The organism is Ruegeria sp. BI7 (assembly GCF_056537925.1).
Window position 1 is genome coordinate 58,176 of the sequence record NZ_JBQFSK010000013.1, and the last position, 21,268, is coordinate 79,443.

The 21,268-nt window shown below is 56.4% G+C and carries 16 protein-coding genes; 5 read left to right on the forward strand and 11 right to left on the reverse strand.

Translation table 11 applies throughout. The annotated features are described in order from the left end of the window. Positions 1–201: 201 nt before the first annotated feature. Together ACR0JB_RS20255 and ACR0JB_RS20260 are read left to right on the forward strand one after the other, a co-directional pair. The gene (locus ACR0JB_RS20255; protein ID WP_170399710.1) at positions 202–1,185 is read left to right on the forward strand and encodes a glycosyltransferase; all 984 of its coding nucleotides are present in this window, start codon (positions 202–204) and stop codon (positions 1,183–1,185) included. After that, positions 1,182–3,233: a hypothetical protein gene (locus tag ACR0JB_RS20260; RefSeq protein WP_170399713.1), complete on the forward strand. Its 2,052-nt coding sequence runs from the start codon at positions 1,182–1,184 to the stop codon at positions 3,231–3,233. Before ACR0JB_RS20255 ends, ACR0JB_RS20260 begins: the two co-directional genes overlap by 4 nt. Positions 3,234–3,295: 62 nt before the next feature. Here ACR0JB_RS20260 and ACR0JB_RS20265 read toward each other — a convergent pair whose 3' ends face one another. From ACR0JB_RS20265 to rfbF, 5 genes are read right to left on the reverse strand one after another with little or no spacing between them, the layout of a single operon-like run. Next, positions 3,296–3,661 carry a GtrA family protein gene (locus ACR0JB_RS20265; RefSeq protein ID WP_170399716.1) on the reverse strand — a complete coding sequence of 122 codons (366 nt, stop codon included), beginning with the start codon at positions 3,659–3,661 and terminating at the stop codon, positions 3,296–3,298. A 32-nt stretch (positions 3,662–3,693) separates the two neighbouring features. Next, positions 3,694–4,572 carry an NAD-dependent epimerase/dehydratase family protein gene (locus ACR0JB_RS20270; RefSeq protein WP_480790241.1) on the reverse strand — a complete coding sequence of 293 codons (879 nt, stop codon included), beginning with the start codon at positions 4,570–4,572 and terminating at the stop codon, positions 3,694–3,696. Next, the gene (locus ACR0JB_RS20275; protein WP_480790242.1) at positions 4,572–5,813 is read right to left on the reverse strand and encodes a methyltransferase domain-containing protein; all 1,242 of its coding nucleotides are present in this window, start codon (positions 5,811–5,813) and stop codon (positions 4,572–4,574) included. Before ACR0JB_RS20275 ends, ACR0JB_RS20270 begins: the two co-directional genes overlap by 1 nt. Further along, a complete protein-coding gene (rfbG, locus tag ACR0JB_RS20280) occupies positions 5,810–6,889 on the reverse strand; it encodes a CDP-glucose 4,6-dehydratase (RefSeq protein WP_170399725.1) in 1,080 nt (359 codons plus the stop codon). The genes ACR0JB_RS20275 and rfbG overlap by 4 nt, the downstream gene beginning before the upstream one ends. After that, positions 6,886–7,659 carry a glucose-1-phosphate cytidylyltransferase gene (gene rfbF, locus ACR0JB_RS20285; protein ID WP_170399727.1) on the reverse strand — a complete coding sequence of 258 codons (774 nt, stop codon included), beginning with the start codon at positions 7,657–7,659 and terminating at the stop codon, positions 6,886–6,888. Before rfbF ends, rfbG begins: the two co-directional genes overlap by 4 nt. A gap of 690 nt (positions 7,660–8,349) precedes the next feature. On the opposite strand from rfbF, the gene ACR0JB_RS20290 reads away from it, so the two are divergent. From ACR0JB_RS20290 to ACR0JB_RS20300, 3 genes are all read left to right on the forward strand, one after another. Then, entirely contained in the window at positions 8,350–9,843 is a 1,494-nt protein-coding gene (locus tag ACR0JB_RS20290) for an NAD(P)/FAD-dependent oxidoreductase (protein ID WP_254437483.1), read from the forward strand. An 80-nt stretch (positions 9,844–9,923) separates the two neighbouring features. Then, complete coding sequence (locus ACR0JB_RS20295) at positions 9,924–11,891, forward strand: hypothetical protein (RefSeq protein WP_480790243.1); 1,968 nt, start codon at positions 9,924–9,926, stop codon at positions 11,889–11,891. 64 nt (positions 11,892–11,955) lie between these two features. Continuing rightward, the gene (locus tag ACR0JB_RS20300; protein WP_170399736.1) at positions 11,956–12,765 is read left to right on the forward strand and encodes an FkbM family methyltransferase; all 810 of its coding nucleotides are present in this window, start codon (positions 11,956–11,958) and stop codon (positions 12,763–12,765) included. A 64-nt stretch (positions 12,766–12,829) separates the two neighbouring features. Here ACR0JB_RS20300 and ACR0JB_RS20305 read toward each other — a convergent pair whose 3' ends face one another. From ACR0JB_RS20305 to ACR0JB_RS20330, 6 genes are all read right to left on the reverse strand, one after another. Further along, positions 12,830–14,935, reverse strand: a complete 2,106-nt coding sequence (locus tag ACR0JB_RS20305) for a glycosyltransferase family 39 protein (protein WP_480790244.1) — start codon at positions 14,933–14,935, stop codon at positions 12,830–12,832. An 8-nt stretch (positions 14,936–14,943) separates the two neighbouring features. Further along, on the reverse strand, positions 14,944–16,218 hold the full coding sequence (locus ACR0JB_RS20310; RefSeq protein ID WP_170399742.1) for a glycosyltransferase family 87 protein: 1,275 nt from the start codon (positions 16,216–16,218) through the stop codon (positions 14,944–14,946). 277 nt (positions 16,219–16,495) lie between these two features. Then, positions 16,496–17,428 (reverse strand): sulfotransferase domain-containing protein, encoded by a 933-nt coding sequence (locus tag ACR0JB_RS20315; RefSeq protein WP_170399745.1) that lies wholly within the window; start codon positions 17,426–17,428, stop codon positions 16,496–16,498. Beyond that, positions 17,412–18,434, reverse strand: coding sequence for a glycosyltransferase family 2 protein (locus ACR0JB_RS20320; protein WP_170399747.1), 1,023 nt, complete (start codon positions 18,432–18,434; stop codon positions 17,412–17,414). The genes ACR0JB_RS20315 and ACR0JB_RS20320 overlap by 17 nt, the downstream gene beginning before the upstream one ends. After that, positions 18,434–19,927: a hypothetical protein gene (locus ACR0JB_RS20325; RefSeq protein ID WP_170399750.1), complete on the reverse strand. Its 1,494-nt coding sequence runs from the start codon at positions 19,925–19,927 to the stop codon at positions 18,434–18,436. Before ACR0JB_RS20325 ends, ACR0JB_RS20320 begins: the two co-directional genes overlap by 1 nt. After that, positions 19,924–20,928 carry a UDP-glucuronic acid decarboxylase family protein gene (locus ACR0JB_RS20330; RefSeq protein ID WP_437436483.1) on the reverse strand — a complete coding sequence of 335 codons (1,005 nt, stop codon included), beginning with the start codon at positions 20,926–20,928 and terminating at the stop codon, positions 19,924–19,926. The genes ACR0JB_RS20325 and ACR0JB_RS20330 overlap by 4 nt, the downstream gene beginning before the upstream one ends. Between the last annotated feature and the right edge of the window lie 340 nt (positions 20,929–21,268).

Below are 21,268 nucleotides of genomic sequence, written 5' to 3' on the forward strand. Positions count from 1 at the left end.
AAAGAAGGAAGCAAGAGCTTTCGGTATATCCTGTGTCGCACCCTGCTAAATAGGGCGGAGCTGTGGCGGCAAGCACACTGCGTTTTAAAACATTCCAGCAGATTGGCTGTTGCGCGAATCTGCAATGGCACAGGATGATACAAGTGTGACCGAACCGGCGGTGGGTAACCGGTGTTTGTAGATGTTAAGCAAAGATATGATATGAAAACCATTTCTATTGTCTCACCGTGCTTTAACGAAGAAAACAACGTGGTGGATTGCTACGAAACTGTTAAAGCGATCTTCGACAAGGATTTGCCTGGTTACAGGCGAGAGCACATTTTTATCGACAATGCCTCAAGCGACAGGACCGTGGAAATTCTGCGGGAAATTGCTGAAAAAGATCAGGATGTGAAGGTCGTTGTGAATGCCCGCAATTTCGGGGTGTTCCGGTCTACCTTCAACGGATTGCGCTATGCGACCGGCGACGGTGTCATTGTCATGCTGCCTGTCGATCTGCAGGACCCGCCCGAAATGATTCCTGAATTCGTCGAGCTTTGGGAAAGCGGGTATGACGTGGTGGCTGGCGCGCGCAGCACCCGGGAAGAAGGGTTCCTGATGCGCAGGGCCCGTGGAATTTTTTACTATATTATCAATGGTTTATCCGATGTTTGGCTGGAGCCTTCGGTCGGAGAGTTTCAGCTGATCGACCGCAAGGTTCTGAATGCGGTGCTGTCCCATAACGATCACTATCCGTATATCCGTGGTATTATCGCAAGCTGCGGTTTTCGCAGGATCATCGTCCCGTATGTGTGGCGGGCCCGAAAAAGAGGCCTGTCTAAACACAACCTGATGGCGCTGACCGATCAGGCTTTGAATGCACTTTTCTCTTTCACACGGGCGCCAATGCGGTTCTGTACGATCAGCGGGCTGGTGATTGCCATAAGCTGCATTCTGTTTTCTCTGTTTGCCGTAGTGATGTATTTTCTCGATCCGGATCGGGCGCCGCGCGGGACCACAACCATCATCGTGTCGCTGTTTTTCCTTTCGGGGATCCAGATGCTGTTTATCGGGATGCTGGGAGAATATATCACTTCGATCCACAATCAGGTCCGAGGCGGGCCGATTGTTACCGAACAAGAACGTATCAACATCGAAGGTCCCGCCCGGGATCCGGCAATGATCAAAGATGAGCATACGGTATGAGGGCTTGTTTGGTTCCGCTGCGATGGTGGGGTGTTGCTTTTGCCCTGTGGGCATGCGCAGGGCCGGTTTGGGCCGAGGGGCCTACGGTCACGAATGCCACGCTGACCGAGATGCGAATCTGGTTTGCCGCGATGACTACGGCGGCGGTGCTTTTGCTGGCTGTGTTTTGGTCTCGAGGGCAATTGCTGTTCGGCCTTTTGGGGGCAGCGTTGCTTTTGGGCAGCACGGCTAGGCTGTGGCTGACGCAGCCGCTTTGGTTTCCAAGGCTCGAAATTTCGGCAGACCCGCCTGAAAACCTGATCATGCTGGCGATACTGGCCGGGCAGGCGGGCCTGACGTTTTTCGTTCTGACACGCCCTGCCGGTCGGGCGGCAATGCATGTTCTTTTTGCGCAGGCAGGGGGGTTCCGCCTGGCCTTGTTGGTGGTTCTGATTGCGGGCTTCAGCGTTTCGGCGACACCTTACATCAACTATGGCTACTATACCGCCTTCGGGATGCAGATCGGCGTCGGAGGTGTTCTGTCTCTTGTCCAGATCGCCACGCTGGTTGCGATTTTCACGGTTTCGGGCCCCGATCAAGCCCCGCGCCTTCCGGTATCCGGCCTAGCCATCTTCGCCACTTTGGCCAGCGCGGCACTCGCCTGGACGGCCTTTGATCGTGTGCCGCATGTGGAAGATGAACTGTGTTATCTTTTCCAGGCCCGTATCTTTGCCAGCGGCGCCCTATGGAGCCCGGCACCACCCGAGGCCGCCCAGCCTGCTCTGGAGTATTTCCTGCTCGATATTCGGGATGACCGATGGCTCTCGGTCTTTGCGCCGGGCTGGTCTGCGATCCTGTCCATCGGTGTGCTCATAGGGGCACCCTGGCTGATCAACCCGCTGCTGACAGGGGCCTCGGTCTGGCTGACCCATGACATCCTGCGGCGCACTGTCAGTCAGGAGCGTGCCGATCTGGTGGCCCTGCTGATGGCGACCTCACCATGGGTTCTGGCCGTGGGCGCGTCTTTGATGGCGCATTCGGCGACAGTCTTCATGATTCTTGTTGGCCTGTGGTGCCTTTTGCGGGTGGGGCCGGGATCGACGCTGCGCAGTGTTGCATTGACGTTTGTTGCCGGGCTGGCCCTGGGCTGGGTTTTTGTGATCCGGCCACTCGACGGGGTAATCGTAGGGGGCCTGGCGGGCCTGTGGCTGCTGCGCCGCCTTCCTACCGGATTCGGGCAGGTCACGACCTATGCCGTGGGCGGGGTGCTGTCCGGGTCAACCTTCCTGTTGTTCAATTACGCCTTCACCGGGCAGATTCTGCTGACGCCACAGGCGGATTACTTCGTCCGCATCTGGGGGGAAACCGGCAATGCCTTTGGGTTCGGCCCAACCGTCGGGCCGCCCGCGAAAGACTTTGGCGCGCTCGACACGTGGCCCGGTCACAGCCCGCTGGAAGGGCTGGTGAACATGCTGCACGGGTTTGCGGCGCTCAATATAGAGCTTCTGGGCTGGGTTTTCGGATCACTCATACCGATCTGGGTTGCCCTGCTCTGGCGCAACAGCCTGACTAAGTTCGACTGGGCGATGCTTCTGGTTGTCGTCACCATCATCGGCGCACTGTTCTTTTATTGGTTTATCGGCGGGTTCTATATCGGCCCGCGATACTGGTACACGGCGGCGCTGCCGACGCTGGTTCTGGCTGGGGCCGGGATTGAAGAGGTCCGCCGCCGCCTGCCCGAAAAATACCGCGGTCGTCTGGGTGGTGTTGTCCTGTTGTTATGCGCGGTCTCGGTCGTCAGCTTCACCACATGGCGCGGTGTTTCGAAATATCAGGACTATGGCAACTATTCCGGCGACGTAAGACGGATGGCGCAGGCCGAAGATATTGGGAACGCGCTGGTGTTTGTGTCCTCGCAACGCAATATCGGGTCCGCGCTTTACCTCAACGATCCGTTCCTGCCGCCCAACAAGCCGATCTTCCTGCGCGATCTGGGGGCCGAGCAGAACGCAGCCGTGATCGCGGCCTTTCCCGGGCGCGATGTTATCTATCTGGGGGAAGCCGAGTAGGCGAGGGTCCGATCCCGAGACATGTTCGCGAAGGCTGAGAACTCTGGCACAAGGCCAGCCTGTCAGACCTGCTGCTGCCAGGGGAATCGGTCGGTCAGCACTCGCGAAATGGCGATGAAAGCCAGAACGGCGGCGGGCAGAACAATCAGCCCTTGCGCGATGATCGGCTGCAATCCAAGTGACAGCAAGCCTTCCAATGTCAGGGCATTGAAGGCGTACACAATCAGGTAGGACAGTACGTAATAAGGCAGGCGTCCCAAACCGCCGGAATAGAACACAAGCCGGGCATGGGTCATGAAATTCCACAAAACACCGACGGAAAATGAGATGACCAGTGCGACTTGCGGTGGCAGCCCGGAAAGGTTGAGCACGGCAAAGAGCGCATAGCCAAACCCTGTATTCAACACTCCGACCAAAGCAAAACGCATGAAGGATTTCCTTCGGGGAACAAGCAGTTTTTTCACAGTGTTCCCCCTTCGGCCCAGAGAATGTCAGCCACTCCTGAAGCCATGTCATGCTGCGGCTCAAAACCGGCCTCGTCTCGCAACCGGGTCACGTCTGCGGTCAGCCGGTTCGGGTCGTCCGGTGCGCGGGTGATTGCGCCCAGCCGGATCAGATCGGGGCGGTGCATCTGGTTCGCGACCTCTGCGATCAGGTCCCGCACCGGGATTGCGGTACCGCTGGCAACATTGACCGCGCCGGTCACATCGGTTTCCAGCAGCCGTAACAGCGCGCGGGCCAGATCGTCCACATGCAGGAAATCCCGCTCCTGCAGCCCGTCGGTACAGTCCACCGGCTGACCGGCCCGCAGGTTTGAGATCAGATCGCCAAGCAACCGTCCCGGCGGCTCACCTGATCCGTAAACAAAAAAGATACGCGCCCAGACCAGAGACAAGCCAAGCGCATCCTGTCCCTTACACAGCGCCAGACCGGTCCCGGCCTTGGCTGCCCCATACAGGGTGCGGGGTTGGAGGGGGCTTGTTTCGGTCAGCTCCGCAACTGACCAGTCATATTCAGCGCAGCTTCCGGCGCAGACCGCGCGCTGGCCGCCTGCGCGCGCGAAGCCCCGCACCAGATGCAGTGTGGCCGCCATCCAGTCCAGATTGGCCCCAGAGGTCCAGCGGTCGCGCGGTCCGTCATGCCACGCCAGATGAACCAGATGGCTGGCGCGGGCTGTTTCAAGGGCTTTGGTCGTCGCATCGGGGTCCAGCAGATCGCAGGGGATGTCGCTGGCCGGGTTCCGGCCCAGCGTCACCACCTCATGGCCCGCCTTTGTCAGAGCCGCGGCCGTCGCGCGCCCGATCAGGCCGGTTGCGCCGGTCAGCAGAACCCGTGCCATCAGCTGATCCTGACCTCGGGCACGGCAGTTGCGAACCGGGTCCCGTGGGCTTTGAGGTCGGCCAGCTGATCCGTGACTTCCTCGCGGATATTCCACGGCAAGATCAGCACGTAATTGGGTGGTGCCGCGCGCAGCGTCTCGACCCCGTGCACGGGGATATGGCTGCCAGGCAGCAGGGTGTTCTGCTTGGCCGGGTTACGGTCGACGCAGTAGGAAATCAGATCGGGGCCGATCCCGGCATAGTTCAACAGCGTGTTGCCCTTGGCTGCGGCACCATAGGCGGCGATGGTGTCGCCGCGGGCTTTAACCTCGCGCAGGAAGGCGAGTAGCCCGTCGCGCAGCGCCTCGACCTGACCGGTGAAACCCATATAGCCTTCGGGCCGATCAAGTTGTGCGGCCGCTTCGTCGGCGCGGACCTTTGCCACACCAATACCTTCGGGATGGTTGGCACCTTCGAGACAGGAATAGACCCGCAGTGATCCGCCATGGGTCGGCAGTTCCTCGACATCGAACACGCGTAGGCCCGCCTTGGCAAAGATCTTCTCGACCGCCAGCAGCGACAGGTAAGAATAATGCTCGTGATAGATCGTGTCGAACTGCACACTTTTGATCAGGTTGAGAAGATGTGGAAACTCGACCGTGTAAACCGCATCATCTGACAGCAGGGTGGCGATGCCGGCAACGAAATCGTTGATGTCGGGCACATGCGCCAGAACATTGGCCGAGGCGATCAGCGACGGCGGTTTCTCGGTTTCAGAAACCTTTTGGGCCAGCGCCTCGCCAAAGTAATCGACCAGCGTGCGCACACCTTTTTCCTCAGCGGCAGCAGCGACATTGCCCGATGGCTCGATCCCCAGCACCGGAATGCACTTTTCGACGAAATACTGCAGCAGATACCCGTCATTCGATGCGATCTCGATCACCAAGTCGTCCGACCCGAGGCTGAACCGTTTGACCATTTTTTCCACGTAATCCCGGCAATGGGCCAGCCAGCTGTCCGAGAAGCTGGAGAAATAGGCGTAATCGGTGGAAAATATCTCTTCCGCGGGGACAACATCGTCCACCTGTACCAGCCAGCAACTGGTGCAGACGCGGGCGTGCAGCGGATAGGCCGGGTCTGGCTTGTTCGCACGGGCGGGATCGACATAGGAATTGGCCAACGGAGACAGCCCGAGATCGACAAGCGTCATCTCAAGAGAGGCGCCGCAATGGCGGCAGGTGGGATGGGTAGTACCGGTCATACCTGTCTCATGCTCAGTGTTTCGAATTCAGCAATCTGGGTGTGACACAGCTCGGTTGCCGAGGTGCCATGGGCCCAGCCCGCATACCAGTCTGCCGTCAGCCTGACGGTATCCTCAAAGCTCAGGACCGGACGCCAGCCAAGCGATGTGCGCGCCTGTGAGACATCCAACCGGAGCATATTGGCCTCGTGCGGGGTGTCCGCGGGGGTATCGATTTCAATCCGGCCTTGTCCAAGCGCGGTGATGATGGCCTGTGCCGCATCCAGCACCGGGCGCTCGTCATCGCGCTCGGGGCCAAAGTTCCAGCTTTTAGCAAAGGCGTCATTCTGTTCGAGCTTTTGAGCCAGCATCATATAACCACGGAGAGGTTCCAGAACATGTTGCCAGGGTCGGATTGCACCGGGGTGGCGCAACACGACGCGCCCCTCATCGCTCAGGCAACCGCGTACGATATCTGGAACCAACCGATCCTCGGCCCAGTCGCCGCCGCCGATGACATTACCGGCGCGCGCGCTGGCGATCCCGGCCGGATGCGGATCTGCGGCATCGGGTGAATAATAGCTGCGCCGCATCGCTGCGGTGGCTATTTCGGTTGCGCCCTTCGAGGCAGAATAAGGATCATGCCCGCCCATCGGGTCGGTTTCACGATAGCCCCAGACCTGTTCGACATTTTCATAGGCCTTGTCAGACGTGGCGACCACCACAGCCCGCAAGCCGGACACTGCTCGTAAGGCATCCAAAAGCTGAACCGTACCCAGAACATTGGTGGCAAAGGTCTCAACCGGCATGCGGTAAGACCGCCGTACCAGGGATTGCGCGGCCAGGTGAAAGACGAATTCAGGGTCGGTTTCCGCGACCAGCCGATCCAACATCGCACGGTCATTCAGATCACCGGTGATAGATCGGATTTTGCCCTGATCCAATAAGGCCCAGAGGTTGGGGTTGGTCTCGGGGGGCAGGGCGTATCCGGTCACCTCTGCACCCGCCTCGGCCAACCAGGTCGCCAGCCAGGCACCCTTGAAACCGGTATGTCCGGTCACCAGCACCCTTCGGCCTGAAAATGCGGCCGCAGTCATTCCCATATTTTCCACGGCGCGTTGCCTGTGGCCCAATGTTCCTCAAGTTCCTGACGCTCGCGAATGGTATCCATAGGCTGCCAGAAGCCTTTATGTTCGAAGGCCATCAACTCACCATCGCGTGTCAGGTTCATCAGGGGGCCGCGCTCCCAGATGGTCTTGTCATCGCCAAGGTATTTTTCCACTTCGGGTGAAAGCACAAAAAAACCGCCATTGATCAAACCGCCATCCCCGACAGGTTTTTCGGAAAAGTTCAGGACCCGATTGCTTTGCATCTCTAATTGTCCGAAGCGGCGGGGCGGTGGCACGGCCGTGACCGTTGCAAGCTTGCCGTGGGCGTGATGAAAATCGATCCCGGCCCGAATATCGATGTCGCCGACACCGTCCCCGTAGGTCAGGCAAAAAGCCTCTTCCTCTTCGAGCAGATGCATGACACGGCGTAGCCGTCCCCCGGTCTGACTGCCTTCGCCTGTATCGACCAGCGTTACGCGCCACGGTTCCGATTTGCTGTTTGCAATCTCAAGCTTGCCATTGGCCAGATCGACCGTCACATCCGAGTTGTGAAGAAAGAAATTTGCAAAATATTCTTTAATTATATAGCCTTTATAGCCCAGGCAGACAATGAAATCGGTGATCCCATGAGCCGCATAAATTTTCATGATGTGCCAAATGATGGGCCGCTCGCCGATCTCGACCATGGGTTTTGGTATTCTGACGGTTTCTTCGCTGAGCCTCGTTCCGAAACCACCAGCCAAAATAACACACTTCATAAAATTGCTCCCTTTGCGATAAGGGGTCAGTCATCAATCGTGAACTATGAACCTTGACCAGTCATGTCATGACCTTGTTCCCAATAAACATCCAAGTGCAGTAGGCGGGAGCACCTGGCCCATGTCAAGATTCAGCGGGAGGCGAGGTTTGGCATTTGGTAATTGCAACAGAACTGATCTGAAAAGGGGCACAATGAGGGAAATTGATCGGCATTGTTGAACCGACTTTCTGATCGGAATCCGAGGTGCGACAAAAGTGTCTTCGCCCTTCGTGTTGCCTAAGCAGACCCTTTGGTGCCGGAGGGTGAAGAGGTCGTTTGTGACAATGCCCAAAGCTTTTACCGAACAGTCGAAAGAGTATTTCAAGCCGATCGGGGTCTGAGGAAATAGTTCATGTAACTCAAATTGTTGGGAGGTGACGGCGGGAGCTTTTGCACTGCGTCCACCCAGGCATTGGGCTGCGTGTTTGCGACCGGCCCGGTGCCAAAAGCACGCATTCTTGCGCTGTGTCCTCTTATGGGGTCAGCGGTCCAAAATTATGACGCCGCCGCTTACATTTTTTCTGCTCGGATCGGCATCGCGAAAAGCCTGCACTCATTATTTGAAGGCTCATTAGGATTTTGTTATGAATTGCTGGTAACTTTTTATAGCTTGTTATCAGTTTTTTTTGAGTACACGGGTGTTAGTCATTTGCAAAAAGATACCGTTCCTGTCGTAATTATCGGTGGCGGGCCTGCCGGGTTGACTGCAGCCCACGAGCTCCAGAAACTTAGTGAGACGCATGTTCCTCAGGTCTACGAGGCCTCGGACATGGTTGGCGGCATTTCACGCACCGAAACCCATAAAGGCTATCGTTTCGACATAGGTGGCCACCGGTTTTTCACAAAAGTGCGCGAAGTCGAGGACATGTGGCATGAGGTGATGGGTGACGATTTCATCACCGTGCAACGCCTGAGCCGCATCTTCTACCGCAACAAATTCTACGATTACCCGCTGCGCATCTTCAACGCTCTTGGCAACATAGGCCCGTATGAGACCTATAAGATCATCGGCAGTTTCGTGAAGTGGAAGCTGCGTCCCAAGCCACAGGAAGACACCTTTGAAGAATGGGTGATCAACCGCTTTGGCGGACGGCTCTATATGCATTTCTTTCACAGCTACACCAAAAAGGTCTGGGGCATTCCACCGTCCGAAATCCGGGCCGACTGGGCCGCACAGCGGATCAAGAACCTGTCCCTGCCCAAGGCGGTATGGAACGCGATTTCGGGTGCCAATGACACAGCCAGCCTGATCGAGGAATTCCAGTATCCCCGTCTGGGTCCCGGCATGATGTGGGAAAAAACCCGTGATCTGATCCAGGAAAGGGGCGGCAGCGTCGAGATGCGGTCCGAAGTGGTGCAGGTGAACCGTGATGGCAACCGCGTCACCTCGATCGATGTGCGCCAATGGGACGCAAGTGGTAACAAAACAACCGAGCGGGTCGAGGGTGAGGAATTCATCAACTCGATGGCCGTGCGCGATCTGATCCATGCCTTTGATCCGCCCCCGCCGCCCGAGGTTATCGAGGCTGCGGATCGTCTGAAATACCGCGATTTCCTGATCGTGACCCTGATGCTCGACCACGCCGATCCGTTCCCGGATAACTGGATTTACATCCACAGTCCCAAGGTCAAGGTCGGGCGCATCCAAAATTTCCGCGCCTGGTCCAAGGAAATGCTGCCCGATCAGAATACCTCGTCCATCGGGATGGAGTATTTCTGTCAGAAGGGGGATGGGCTGTGGTCGTCTTCCGATGAGGAGCTCAGGGAACTTGCCAGCCACGAACTGGAACAGTTGGGCCTGGCCAAAGCGACGGATGTCATAGACTTTAGCGTGATCCGGCAGCCCAAGGCCTATCCGGTCTATGATGGCGAATACAAGGAAGCGCTGGATACCGTCAGTGACTGGTTGAAGACGCTTGAGAACTTCCAGACCGTCGGCCGTAACGGCCTACACCGTTATAACAACCAGGATCATTCGATGTTGTCCGCCATGTATGCGGCCCGCAACATCATGGGTGAGGAAAACGATGTTTGGGATGTTAATGTCGAACGGTCCTACCACGAGGAATTCGAGGCAAAGCCTCGAAAAAAGATCTCTGAAAGAGCGTTTGAGAAAGGAAGCCGTACTCGAATGAGCGGGTGAGCTTTAGAGCTCACCTGTCTGTGCAGGAGTTTTTGGGGGATCAGCCTCCTGAGTTTCGAAACGACGGATTGACTGGAACCGTGAAGCAATTTCGATATCTTGTCTTGCTGGCAATTCTGGTCTGCATTGTTTGGACCGGGCAGGATATAGCCGTTACGCTTGCTGCAAAAACCGCGCTGGCGGACGGGCCATCCCCTTATTTCATCGCCCAAGATGCGCTGTTTCTGTACGTCTGGGTGCCGCTGGTGACGCTGTCGGCGTCGGCGCTTCTGGTGGCGCCAGGCCTGCTTTTGGCACTGGGCATTGCAGCGCCGGACGACCGTTTCGAGCATTGGCTGTTAAAGGGCTTTACGTTCTCTCTTTTTGGCGTGCCTGCAGCAGCAGCGGCCGTGCAGGCTATCAGTGGCCTGCCGTTGGTGGGAACTGCTTTCATCCTGCTGATCGTGCTGCTGTGTCTGCCAGGGATTGCTTTGTTGGCCAACAGACCTGTGCCTAACATCCTTCAGGGCAGGGGCTGGGATGTTGCAGGGATGATCCTGCTCCCCTTGCTGGTGCTGCTTTTGATGGCGCCCAAATTCTATTGGGAGGCCCTGAATGATGATGGGGCGCATAGCTTTCTAAACGCGACCCTTTTTATTGCCCGTGGCTTACCGTTCTGGCCGCCGGAATCCGGCCCGCTTGGTGGTTACCCAACCCCGAAAATGATGGCCGAAGTTTTCTTGCAAACGGGTTTCATGCGGGTGTTTGGTCCATCCGAAGCTGCCATCCGATTCGCTTACCTGCCGGGCGTGTCGATCCTGCTTGGGGTGATGTTGGCCTTTGTCCGTTCTCCCAATGATCGCACTGACATCTGGTCTGTTTTTGGGTTGAGCGCGGCCTTGCTTTTGTTTTCCTTCGTGATGGCGTTCAATCCATCTTACAACCCGTATTTCGCCGACATTGCCCTGCCTATGACACGAGAGCCGCTGATCGTTCTGGGCGTCTTGGGGTTCATTCTGTTCTTTTCGGAAAACAGGTTCGGATGGATGGCCGTTGTTTCAACGCTGGCATTGTTCACGTCACCGAACGGCATCCTGTTGATTGGCTTCTTTCTCATGGCATACCTTCTGCTGAACCGCTTTCAGCCGATACGGCAGGTATTTGTGGCCGGGTTGATCGCTCTTGGGGTTGTGGCGCTGAGTTCCCTGATTGCATTGGTGTTGGAAAGGACGGGGCTGACCGGTTCTGCCAGTGAATTCAGCACCGGGGCCATTCTACGACGCCTGCGGTTTGTTACGATATTTGATACGCAACGTTTTTTGTTCTGGCTGTTGCCGTGCGGGATTTTGCCCGGTTTGGCGCTGCTAGCCTGGCGCTGGCAGGATACGCTGTCCAAAACACTGACGCTGATGACTGTGGCCTATGTTCTGTTCTTTTACGTTCAGGCCTATCGCATTCTGCCGCATCATTTTGCCCCGGCGATCTTGTTTCCACTGATCGTTTTCTGGCGGTTGCGTCCGGTTCAGGCTGCCCCGGCGCCGGCATTCGCAATGGCGTTGGCCGGGCTTGCTGTCAGCACCTGGATCAGCTGGCCCGAGACACTGCGCCCGTTCTCTGTGACCCGGGACTTGGGACATCGCATTGCCATCGAAACCGAAGCTGACCCGTTTTTCGATCTTGATGAAATCCGGATCACGCCGGAACTGATCAGGGGTGCCTTTCCGCCAGCCTGGTCCGAGGACAAGCTGCAGGATCAATACGTGGCGGGCAGCGTTTCGGTCTATGTACATGCGCGGATGCCGACTCCGGCCGACATCGAGGCCAACTATTTCGTTCGCATGGCGTCAGACCCTCTGGTCGCTGGCGAGACGCAGTTGGGCGATCCTGTGGAAGGTAGGGTTTTGGTCACAGATCGTTTGTCTGTCTACGAGGCGGACATACAAAAGACGGATGCCCCAATCAGCATTGCGCAGGCTTATCGCGTGCCGTTTGACAGAATCTTCGGACGCGAAGTTCCGGCAGCGCCGCGCCAGATTTGGGATGTCGCAAAAATTGTGGGGCTGAGATAGCCAAAAAATGTTAATTAACAGGCCTGCGGAACAATCAGTGCAGGGCCATCAGGTGGAGAACTTTATGAAGGAAAATCTTGCCAAACTGGTTGAATCGTACCCGGTCCTCCAGAAACCCGCCTATTTCGCTTATATCGGCGTGGTCAGCGCCAAAAATATCAGCCGTCGCTTCGCGATGAACAATCTTGGATATTTGCCTACACGCGTCTCGGACAGGGGGCAGGACATCTGGGTGATCAACGAAGTCTACAATGGCATGCGTGATGGCTTCTTTGTCGAGCTTGGCGCTGCTGACGGATTTTCTGATTCAAACACGTTCATTCTGGAAAAACATTATGGCTGGAACGGACTTTTGATCGAGCCTAACCCGATCAATTACGACCGCATCACATCCTGGCATAACCGCACCGCAACGCCCGTTCCGCTGGCGGTTGATCCTGAGCCGGGCAAGCTGGAATTCATGATCGACGGCCAGCGCAGCAGCCTGCTGGTTGATGAGGCCGACAACATGACCGAGCGCCGCGCCACCAAGCTGGCCAGGTTCCGCGAGAAAGGTAAGGTTGTCACAGTTGAAGCTGTGCCTTTGGACGAGGTGTTCGATCGATACAACGCCCCCAAAGACATCGATTATTTCAGCCTGGATGTCGAAGGGTCGGAAACCAGAATTCTGCGGAACTTTCCGTTCGAAAAATACCGTTTTCGGGCGATGACGATCGAACGCCCAACGCCGGAGCTTAATGACTTGCTGTTTGCCAACGGCTATCATTTTGTGCGCAATTCGCTTTACGACACGTTCTATGTCCACGAAAGCAATCCACGCTTTGATCAGGTCGAGAAACTGCCCTTCGAACAATTGCCATCGAAACAGTTCTGACCCGGGCCGGAACGCCAGTGTCGAAAGAATCTGGCGTTTCACCAAGGCGCTGGTTTAATGCACCCTATTTTTGACGAAACGTTTCTTCGCGCTCGTCGTAAAACAGAACAGGACGGCCGGGAAAGGCTTTGATCACGACCTCATTCGTTTCCCCCCCCAGATCCCTAGCGTAAACCGGTTTGTCCAATGGAAACCAGGGATCATTGAAGAAAAACGCCGAGGCGATCTGGCTACGGGGTTTAACAAGGACAAGCGGTTGGGCGGTGCCTTCTGTTTCGGGCAACACCAGCGATCGGTAGTGATCGTCATAGGTGCGGTGGTCGTGATATCTTGTGACGCCCCGATAAGACAGAAAGATTGTCACGGAAAACAGGCACAGAATAAGAAGCACAGTGTTCAGTTTGTCCGGCGCTGAAGAGAGACCGACCGAGGCCAGTCGGTCACCTGCTACCAGAACCCCCCTGGCGCTCAGGATCACCAGAGGGGCAATCATCATGAACCAATATCGGGGGCCCACGTAGAAGCTGGCGGCGAACCAATAAAGGGCATGTGCACCGGCTACCACAAAGATAATCGCCAGCATCATCCGGTCCGTGGCATCGATGCGGCCATAGATCAGCAAGACCCAGACAAATACGAGTGACCCGATCCCCCAGCCCATGAAATCGGTATGAAGCGCGCTAATGTTAGTGAGCGTGTTGATCAGGCCTTCGAATGCAGAGTGCTCATGCGTGCGCAATTCCATATGGCCCCAGCCTTCGGGTGAGCCGATGTTTTGACCAAACCCAAATGCGTTTGATCCGTCGATCCAAACCCGGTGATAATAGTCCGACAATGTCGTCAGCAGCGGATCTCCGGTGAAATAGTAATTGTAGAAAAATATCAGGCTTCCGGTTGCCACACATCCCGCGCTGTAGCTGATCACGGTCAGGGGATGGCGCAAAACACCTCCACGCCACAACAGAAACAGACCCGTCAGAATTCCAAGCAGCAGACCGTCGAGGTTTCGCGTCAAAAACAGCCATCCCAGCGACAACCCGGCAATGAAGACCAGTAAAACGGCCCGTTTCAATTCACCTTCTTCGGCGCGCAGGATCAAAAGCCACGCGAGTAAAAGCAGAAACAGCGCGAATGTATGGGCCATAAGGGATGCGGACATTGCAATGAACCAGGGGGAGGTCGCCAAGATCAGAATGCTGATGCTTGCTGTGCGCGCATTCGTTAACCGTTGCACCACGCCTTGCGCCAGAAAGATGGACGCAACGCCCAGAAGCGGGTTCACCAGCCACGGCGCCCCAAGAAGAACCCCCAATGCCAGCATCGCAGGCCAGCCGGGCGTGAAAGCCGATATCCAATACCCGTCATGGTGATCGAGCAGGTAGTGCTCAAACGCCTCTCGGGGCCCCTCTGGCAAAGCGGGCACATACAGGGCTCCGCCCGCATAGGTCTGGGCCTGAAACATATAGGCAAGCTCATCCTGAACATGGGGAACCCGCTCAAAGGCGAACCATTCCAGCACCAGCGTCGCTATCAGAAAGACGGCCGCCATGCAGCCTGCCCATCGCCAGCCCGTGGGCAATTTTACCCCTCTGGGCAAGGTGACGGCGAGCGCGATCACCGTCACCAGATTGATGAGCACAAGGAACAGCCCCATCACAAGCTGAAGGACATAGACGTCGATTTCGTTCAGGCGCAGATGGTTGAGGATCGGCACGGTGAACGTGCCGCTGAGCAAAAGGAATGCGACGGTGCGTTTCGGCCCCAAAGCGCCAATAACCTGCAAGACTTTGGTGTCGCCTGAATGCCTGAACAGCACAAAGGCGGAAAGGACGGCCTGCCCGATAATTATGGCATACATTGCCATTTCGATTGCGGATCTGGGTGGCAGACGCAGTGCGGGGTACCAAAGCGGTTGTGTCACATAAAACTGCGATGCCCCACCCACAAACAGAAGCAACAGCATCAAACCCGACAGTGTCAGATCCTTCAGCGCAAAAAGGGAAAAGATGGCCAGCGACAGCGCCACCATCAGCACCCACCAATGCGCCAGATCGCGGACACCCGACAGGGCACCCTGCGCTGAACCGGCGAAGATCAGCACCGCTGCCAGCCCGGCAAAGGCGGCAAGCACAAACCTCAACCGTCGTGACGGCGCGGGCGATGAGTTCATAAAGGCGGTCATGCGCGTGAAGGCTGGTTTGAAGCGTTGGCGTTCTCTCTGTTCAGTTGCAGAACAGTGTCGATAACCGCCACCAGAAACAGCAAGGCGCCGATGGTCGCCAAACGCGAGCTTGGAAAAATCTCGACCCCTTCCACATGAAAGGCCCAGATACCGGCAAGGTTTTCCGATCGCCAGATCAGCAAGGCGCCAAGCCCCGCAAACACGATGCTGATGGCCCGCCCCCTGAAGAGCAGCGCAAGCGGCGCGGCCAGCAGCACAAAGTCATAAATATGCAGCGGGGCCAGCGCGACGATAGCTGCGCTCGCCAATCCGAAAACCTGCCAGGTATGTTCATTGGCGTCGCTGGCCCGCGTCAGCCGGGTGGGGCCGTAACACAGCGCCAGAATGATCGCGAGCGTGATGATCGTTGCAGCAGAACTGCCGACATCAAGACCTGTCACTTCCCATATGATAAGCCGGAGGCCCGTCATGGATTGCGGAAGGTTGGCAATTGTAAAGCCGTCATAGGCGGCCAGATTGCGGAAGAAATCCAGAATGGTGCTGGGGGCGGTGACAAGCGATGGCAGTGTCAGAAGGGCCGAAAGCAGAATGGCCATCAGAACCACTTTCCGGGAATGCGCATCGAACAGCAGGTACAGAACCACAAAGGGCGCACCGATCTGCGGCTTGAGCAATACCAGCGTCAACCCGACGGCTTCGAAGAAGATGCGCCCGCTGACGCGGCTCCATAGCATCGCGGCAATACCAAGCCCTGCGACCAGCGTTGTCTGGCCAACAGAAAACAGGATCGCCGTTGCTTCGAGGATTGCCAGAAGAAAGAACAGCACGCTGAAGAGGGGGACATAGATCTGCCTTCCGGTGAAATCGGCAAGCATCTGACTGCGCTCGGGAAAGGCGGTTGTGAAGGCGCTGGTCAGCAGGCAGCAAATTGCGATGACAATGGTAAGGCCGAAAATATTCCAGACGACATTTGCTGTGTTCAAATCCAGCGCACCCAAAGGCGCGGCAAACACCCACCATGTCGGTGGGTAGGGCCATAATTCCGGGATATGTCCGGTATCTATATTGGTTTCGCCATGCGCCAGATACGCAGGCCCGTAGGGGTTTATGCCAGCATGCCACATGTCGCCGGCTACCCAGATGAACCGGAAATCATACCCTGCGGGCAGGGTAGACAATTGTGTGATTTTCAACAGCAGGTAAGCCAGTGCCAGGGCGCACATGAGCAGCGAAAGACAAAGAATGATACGCCGTGCAAGAACAGGGCTCATGAACAATCGGCGCGGTTCACTGTCTGGTGTCATTCGCGACGAGGCTGTTGCTCTGTCAATTTCGTCCATGAAAAACCGTCACTATTAAACCACCCTTGCCCGGCAAAAATTACGATCAACCGCGTAACGGGCTTAAAACACAGGGCCTATCCTAAAGCATGTTGCTCAAAATCAAAGTATTGTCGGTTGCGTGCGACCAGAAATTCAAAGCACTCAGTGCTGCATGTACATTCCCTGGATTTTGGAAAAATTGTTGCCACCCGGCTAACTCACCCGGTCAGGTCCGCCAGATGCTCAGGTCGCGATCCAGAAGGTGTTCGAGGTCTTCGATTTCCTGCAGCAACCTCTCACGCAGGATCGCGCGTGCGCGGTCTGGCATTTCCACCTCGCGTTTGAGGTTGAATTGGGACAGGCGATCCCTGATTTTCCAGCGCAGTTCCTGTGACATGACACGGGCGATCATTCCGGTGATCGGGTTGGGTTTCATCAGGAAATCCTGAAACAGACGGCTGCGCGGCACGCCGCCGGCATTTACCCGCGATGACAGGTCAGATTGGAAGCTTGTATCGGCCCCGATGAATGCAGTGATGCTGTCGATGACGTCTTTCGGATCGTCCTGAAATTCTTCATAGGTTCGGATCAGGAATTGGCTGCGGTCGAAAAGCTTGAAATAGCGCGATAATTGCTGTGCATAGAGCGGAAAGCGCGAATACCCAAACAGGGGTTGCCAACCTGCGGCAAGCCGTTCGTTTTCGGCGTCCAATGCAGCGGAAAAATCCTCGAGCGGTTCGATCCGTTGCTTTACCGCATAAAGGTAATGGGACAAGGCCTGATCTATTGGATTTCGCAGAATAACCACCATACGCACCCGGGGAATACGGCGATGAATGCGTTCAGGCGCCTTGGGTGCATAAAGATATAGCGGGGATGCTTCTCCGCAGACCGCCTCCACTGGCGCATGGGAAAACAGAGTTTGATAGTCGGCGATCTGCGTGACCGAGTTGTTGACATAGTCCGCGCCCGGCCCAGAGAAATTCAAGGCTTCGCCCTCGAAGGCAAAGAAATTGGGCTCTTTGGCTGATGGCATAAAGATACTCGGGTTTTGCCGCAGATGGCTGTACAGCGCCGTTGTACCGGCCCGCGCGGCGCCAAGGATTAGGAAATCCGGCATCCGTGCTGCGGAGCCCAAAAACTCAGTTTCGGGTGACATGGAGTTTCTGCTTTTGCCCCAGAACGTGATATTCGAACAGGCACCAGACATAAACCGCGGCCGAATAGACGTAGTAGACTTGGTGATACAGCAGGCATTTAAAGGCAAACCACGCCCCACCATGCCCGGCCATCGTGCGCACCAAATCGAAATTTGCAACCAAAGCCGCCACAAGCAGCAGTAAGGGCAGGGGCCAAGTGCCCGGCCAGACGGGCAGGGCCAGAACCGACAGCAGCAGCAAACCCGCAATCGCGGCTCGGGCCCGTTCGGCCATCGAGGTGTTCAGATCGTCTGTCAGCCCTTCCCGCGAGATCATCAGCCGGGCCCAGGGCAGGGCGCGGCAATAGATGTCCGTGCTGAGGCTGTTGCGCATGGTCCAGACCTTCAAATGCTTGCCCTGCAATTGCGGCTCAACAAGAATACGGTATCCGGCATTGGCAATCCGATACCCCAGCTCGATATCTTCAATCGAGGGGACTTCATAGGTTTTTACGTCGAACCCGCCGACCTCAAGGAAGACATCACGCCGGATTGCGCCGCATCCAGCCCAGAAGGTCCGGGCCTCGCGTCGCGCGCGCTGATGGTGGTAGCGGTGCAATAGGTTTTTATAGCGCGAGAACCAGGACTGCCCGTCCGGCGCATCGTCATACGAGCCGAAGACAGCCGCGACATTGTCCTCGGACATGGCGCGGCGGATATGTTCCGGTCCGTCAGGCCAGGCGATGACGTCGGAATCAACGAACCATAGTATATCACCCGTGGCGTGCTGTGCGGCTAGGTTGCGTGCCGCGCCCGGCCCACCATTGACCGGTGTTGTCAGGACCGTCGCCCCTATCTCGCGTGCAATCGCGGCCGTGCCGTCAGGGGATTGGTCATCCACAACTAGAACCTGCTGTACCTGACCGGCATTCAGCAACTTAATCAGGGGAGTCAGAACGCGGGGCAACAGATGCTCGGCATTGTAGGCGGGCATCACGACACTAATGGACAGAGATTGATCCGACATCACAAATCCCTTTCGGTAACGACACGCGGGGCTGCGGACCACCTTACGACAAGAAGAAAGGCCGCGGTGAATGGCAATAACCACATCACGCGCGCGCCATAGCGGTCCGCCGGCTGTGATACGCCGCCACAAACCAGCGCGTTGACCGCAATTCCAATTAGGATGAACAGGGCAAACAGCTTGATGTCCCGCGATACGCTGCGCGGTATCAGCAACAGAACCACAATGGTTACAAATGATGCGGCGTAGACGGTGCCATGCAGAATATCGACCGCCTCGATCCACCCGCGATCTTTCGACAACAGGCCGCCCTGAATCAGATCCTGCTCATCGTCGTCCAGCCTGGCAAGATGACGGGCATTGTCCAGCGCCTGTTCCGTCGGGATTGTCATCCAAATGCTGTCGCGCAGAATTTGGCGATAGCCATTCTCGGCCAGTGCCAGTGTTGTGGCAATGGGCCGGGAAAGGAAAACTGCCTTGGCGAAGTCACGCTGGGCCAGCGCAACGTTCTTTCGGTCTTCCGCTGTCATGAGCCGGAATGATCCAAGCCTGGGGGAGCGCTCAAAAATGATATGCGATACCGTCAGTCGATAGGGATCATCAGACCATGAAAGCGCCTCGTGCAAGGCACAGGTCGGTACATCTTCGTTCGGGCAGACCTCGTCCAAGTAGTCCATACCTGGTCCGTCAACAATCAGCCGCGCGGTGATATGAGGTGTGTAGACGACCTCTTTATCTGTTCTGGTTTCCACGGCGATCTGAAATGCTTTGCGTTCGACGACGGCAATCGCGAGAATCATTAAAACCAGCATCACTGCCCGCCAGCGTCCTGGTGTCTTAACGCTTAGGGCGGCCAGGATGACAAAAGGCACCATAAGCCCTGCAATAGCCAGATGTGACGGGTGTGAAATGACGGAAAACACAGCCAGCGCGGTCAGCAGAAACAATTCCCAAACCTGCATGGACCGGCCGAATGCTGTTAATATTGCTATAACGATCAGCAGAACCGGCGCGAATATGTCCGGCATCATGTAGGCGATGTAAAAAGGCAATGAGGTGATGGCTGCTATCAGTAGTGGCACTGTGGTCAGCAGGGTCGTGTTACGGGAATCTTCCAGGGACCTATTGGCCACGCGCGCCAGCAGCCATACAGCCAGCAATACGCTCGCCAGATGAAAGAACGAAATGGCGGCAAGGGCATTGGCGCGAAAAAAGATAGCCATGACAATGCCGTATATCAGCGACCGGGAACCGGTTGCCGTATTGTCTTTATCAGCAGTGAAACTTCCACCGGCGTTATCGCCCTCGGGAACCATCGGCAGAAAAGTGTTCAGCGCCACGTTGCCCTGTCGAATATAGCTGCCAGTGTCGTAGTAATAGAGGGGGCCGCCATTGATCAGAAGCGCAGACAAACAGGCAAGCACCACCATGGCAAACAGCAGAAATACTCCAACTCTCCAAGACGGTTTATCAGAGGGAGCTGATACGTTCATATCCGTTCTACAGCGTTCTCCGCCGCCACAGCTATGCGCCGGAAATAGGCGATTGTTGCTTCCAGCCCTTCTTCCAGCGGAACGTGGGGCGACCAGTCCAGCTGCTCCCGAGCCCGGGTGATGTCCGGTTGACGCTGGATCGGGTCGTCCGGCGGCAGCGGACGCTGCACCAGTTCGGATTTCGAACCGGTCAGGCGGATCACAGACTCGGCCAGTTCACGGATGCTCAATTCCACCGGATTGCCCAGATTGATCGGCCCAGTCACGTCATCAGAGGACTCCATCAGCTTGATCAGCCCGTCGATCAGATCGGAAACGAAGCAGAAGGACCGGGTCTGACTGCCGTCGCCATAGATAGTGATGGGCTCTCCGTTCAGGGCCTGCATGATGAAATTGGACACGACGCGCCCGTCATCGGGGTGCATATGCGGACCATAGGTGTTGAAAATCCGCGCCACTTTGATCGGCAGGTTGTGCTGGCGATAGTAATCGAAGAACAACGTCTCGGCACAGCGCTTGCCTTCGTCATAGCACGAGCGCGGACCGATCGGGTTGACGTGGCCGACGTAATCCTCGGTTTGCGGGTGAATTTGCGGATCGCCGTAGATCTCGGATGTCGAAGCCTGCAGAATTCGTGCGCCGACCCGCTTGGCCAGCCCCAGCATATTGATCGCACCATGCACAGCCGTCTTGGTCGTCTGGACCGGATCGTGCTGGTAATGGAACGGAGAGGCCGGGCAGGCCAGATTGTAAATCTCATCCACTTCAACATACAGCGGAAAGGTCACGTCATGGCGCATGACCTCGAAGCGGGGGTTTTGTAGCAGGTGGTGCAGGTTCCCGCGCCGACCCGTGAAAAAATTGTCGACACACAAAACCTCGTGCCCTTGTTTCAGCAGGGCCTCGCACAGGTGCGAGCCGAGAAAGCCTGCGCCACCCGTAACCAGAATCCGCTTGGCGGTTAGATGCATGTCGTTGGGATCAAAATCAGACGCGTTCATCAGCGCTCTCTGCAGTTATATCCCGACCGGTATTTCTTCGCGTCGGTTTTCTAAATCGATCAGGCACTACAAACGAATAAAATATAGTATTCGGCTGCAAAATTGAGCGCCTGCACTCAGTATGTACATCATGGTTGACGCTACACGAAGTTTTTGGGGTGACGAAGGGTAAATACGCAAGTCACGCAAATTTTGTGGTTTTTCTTCGTATGACGCATCCTTCAGAACCAGTTCCCAAACAATTCGGCACTCAGGCCAAGACTGTTCCGGGCGCGCCAAAATAAGCCGCATTAAACCCTCTGGTTTCCAACAACAAACATGCCACGCGGAATCTATGTTA

What these genes read in the sequence shown, in the direction of transcription:
- ACR0JB_RS20255 (WP_170399710.1), top strand. Translation starts at nt 202, where the DNA reads ATGAAAACCATTTCTATTGTCTCACCGTGCTTTAACGAAGAAAACAAC.
- ACR0JB_RS20260 (WP_170399713.1), top strand. Translation starts at nt 1,182, where the DNA reads ATGAGGGCTTGTTTGGTTCCGCTGCGATGGTGGGGTGTTGCTTTTGCC.
- ACR0JB_RS20265 (WP_170399716.1), bottom strand. Translation starts at nt 3,661, where the DNA reads ATGCGTTTTGCTTTGGTCGGAGTGTTGAATACAGGGTTTGGCTATGCG.
- ACR0JB_RS20270 (WP_480790241.1), bottom strand. Translation starts at nt 4,572, where the DNA reads ATGGCACGGGTTCTGCTGACCGGCGCAACCGGCCTGATCGGGCGCGCG.
- ACR0JB_RS20275 (WP_480790242.1), bottom strand. Translation starts at nt 5,813, where the DNA reads ATGACCGGTACTACCCATCCCACCTGCCGCCATTGCGGCGCCTCTCTT.
- rfbG (WP_170399725.1), bottom strand. Translation starts at nt 6,889, where the DNA reads ATGACTGCGGCCGCATTTTCAGGCCGAAGGGTGCTGGTGACCGGACAT.
- rfbF (WP_170399727.1), bottom strand. Translation starts at nt 7,659, where the DNA reads ATGAAGTGTGTTATTTTGGCTGGTGGTTTCGGAACGAGGCTCAGCGAA.
- ACR0JB_RS20300 (WP_170399736.1), top strand. Translation starts at nt 11,956, where the DNA reads ATGAAGGAAAATCTTGCCAAACTGGTTGAATCGTACCCGGTCCTCCAG.
- ACR0JB_RS20305 (WP_480790244.1), bottom strand. Translation starts at nt 14,935, where the DNA reads ATGAACTCATCGCCCGCGCCGTCACGACGGTTGAGGTTTGTGCTTGCC.
- ACR0JB_RS20310 (WP_170399742.1), bottom strand. Translation starts at nt 16,218, where the DNA reads ATGAGCCCTGTTCTTGCACGGCGTATCATTCTTTGTCTTTCGCTGCTC.
- ACR0JB_RS20315 (WP_170399745.1), bottom strand. Translation starts at nt 17,428, where the DNA reads ATGTCACCCGAAACTGAGTTTTTGGGCTCCGCAGCACGGATGCCGGAT.
- ACR0JB_RS20320 (WP_170399747.1), bottom strand. Translation starts at nt 18,434, where the DNA reads ATGTCGGATCAATCTCTGTCCATTAGTGTCGTGATGCCCGCCTACAAT.
- ACR0JB_RS20325 (WP_170399750.1), bottom strand. Translation starts at nt 19,927, where the DNA reads ATGAACGTATCAGCTCCCTCTGATAAACCGTCTTGGAGAGTTGGAGTA.
- ACR0JB_RS20330 (WP_437436483.1), bottom strand. Translation starts at nt 20,928, where the DNA reads ATGAACGCGTCTGATTTTGATCCCAACGACATGCATCTAACCGCCAAG.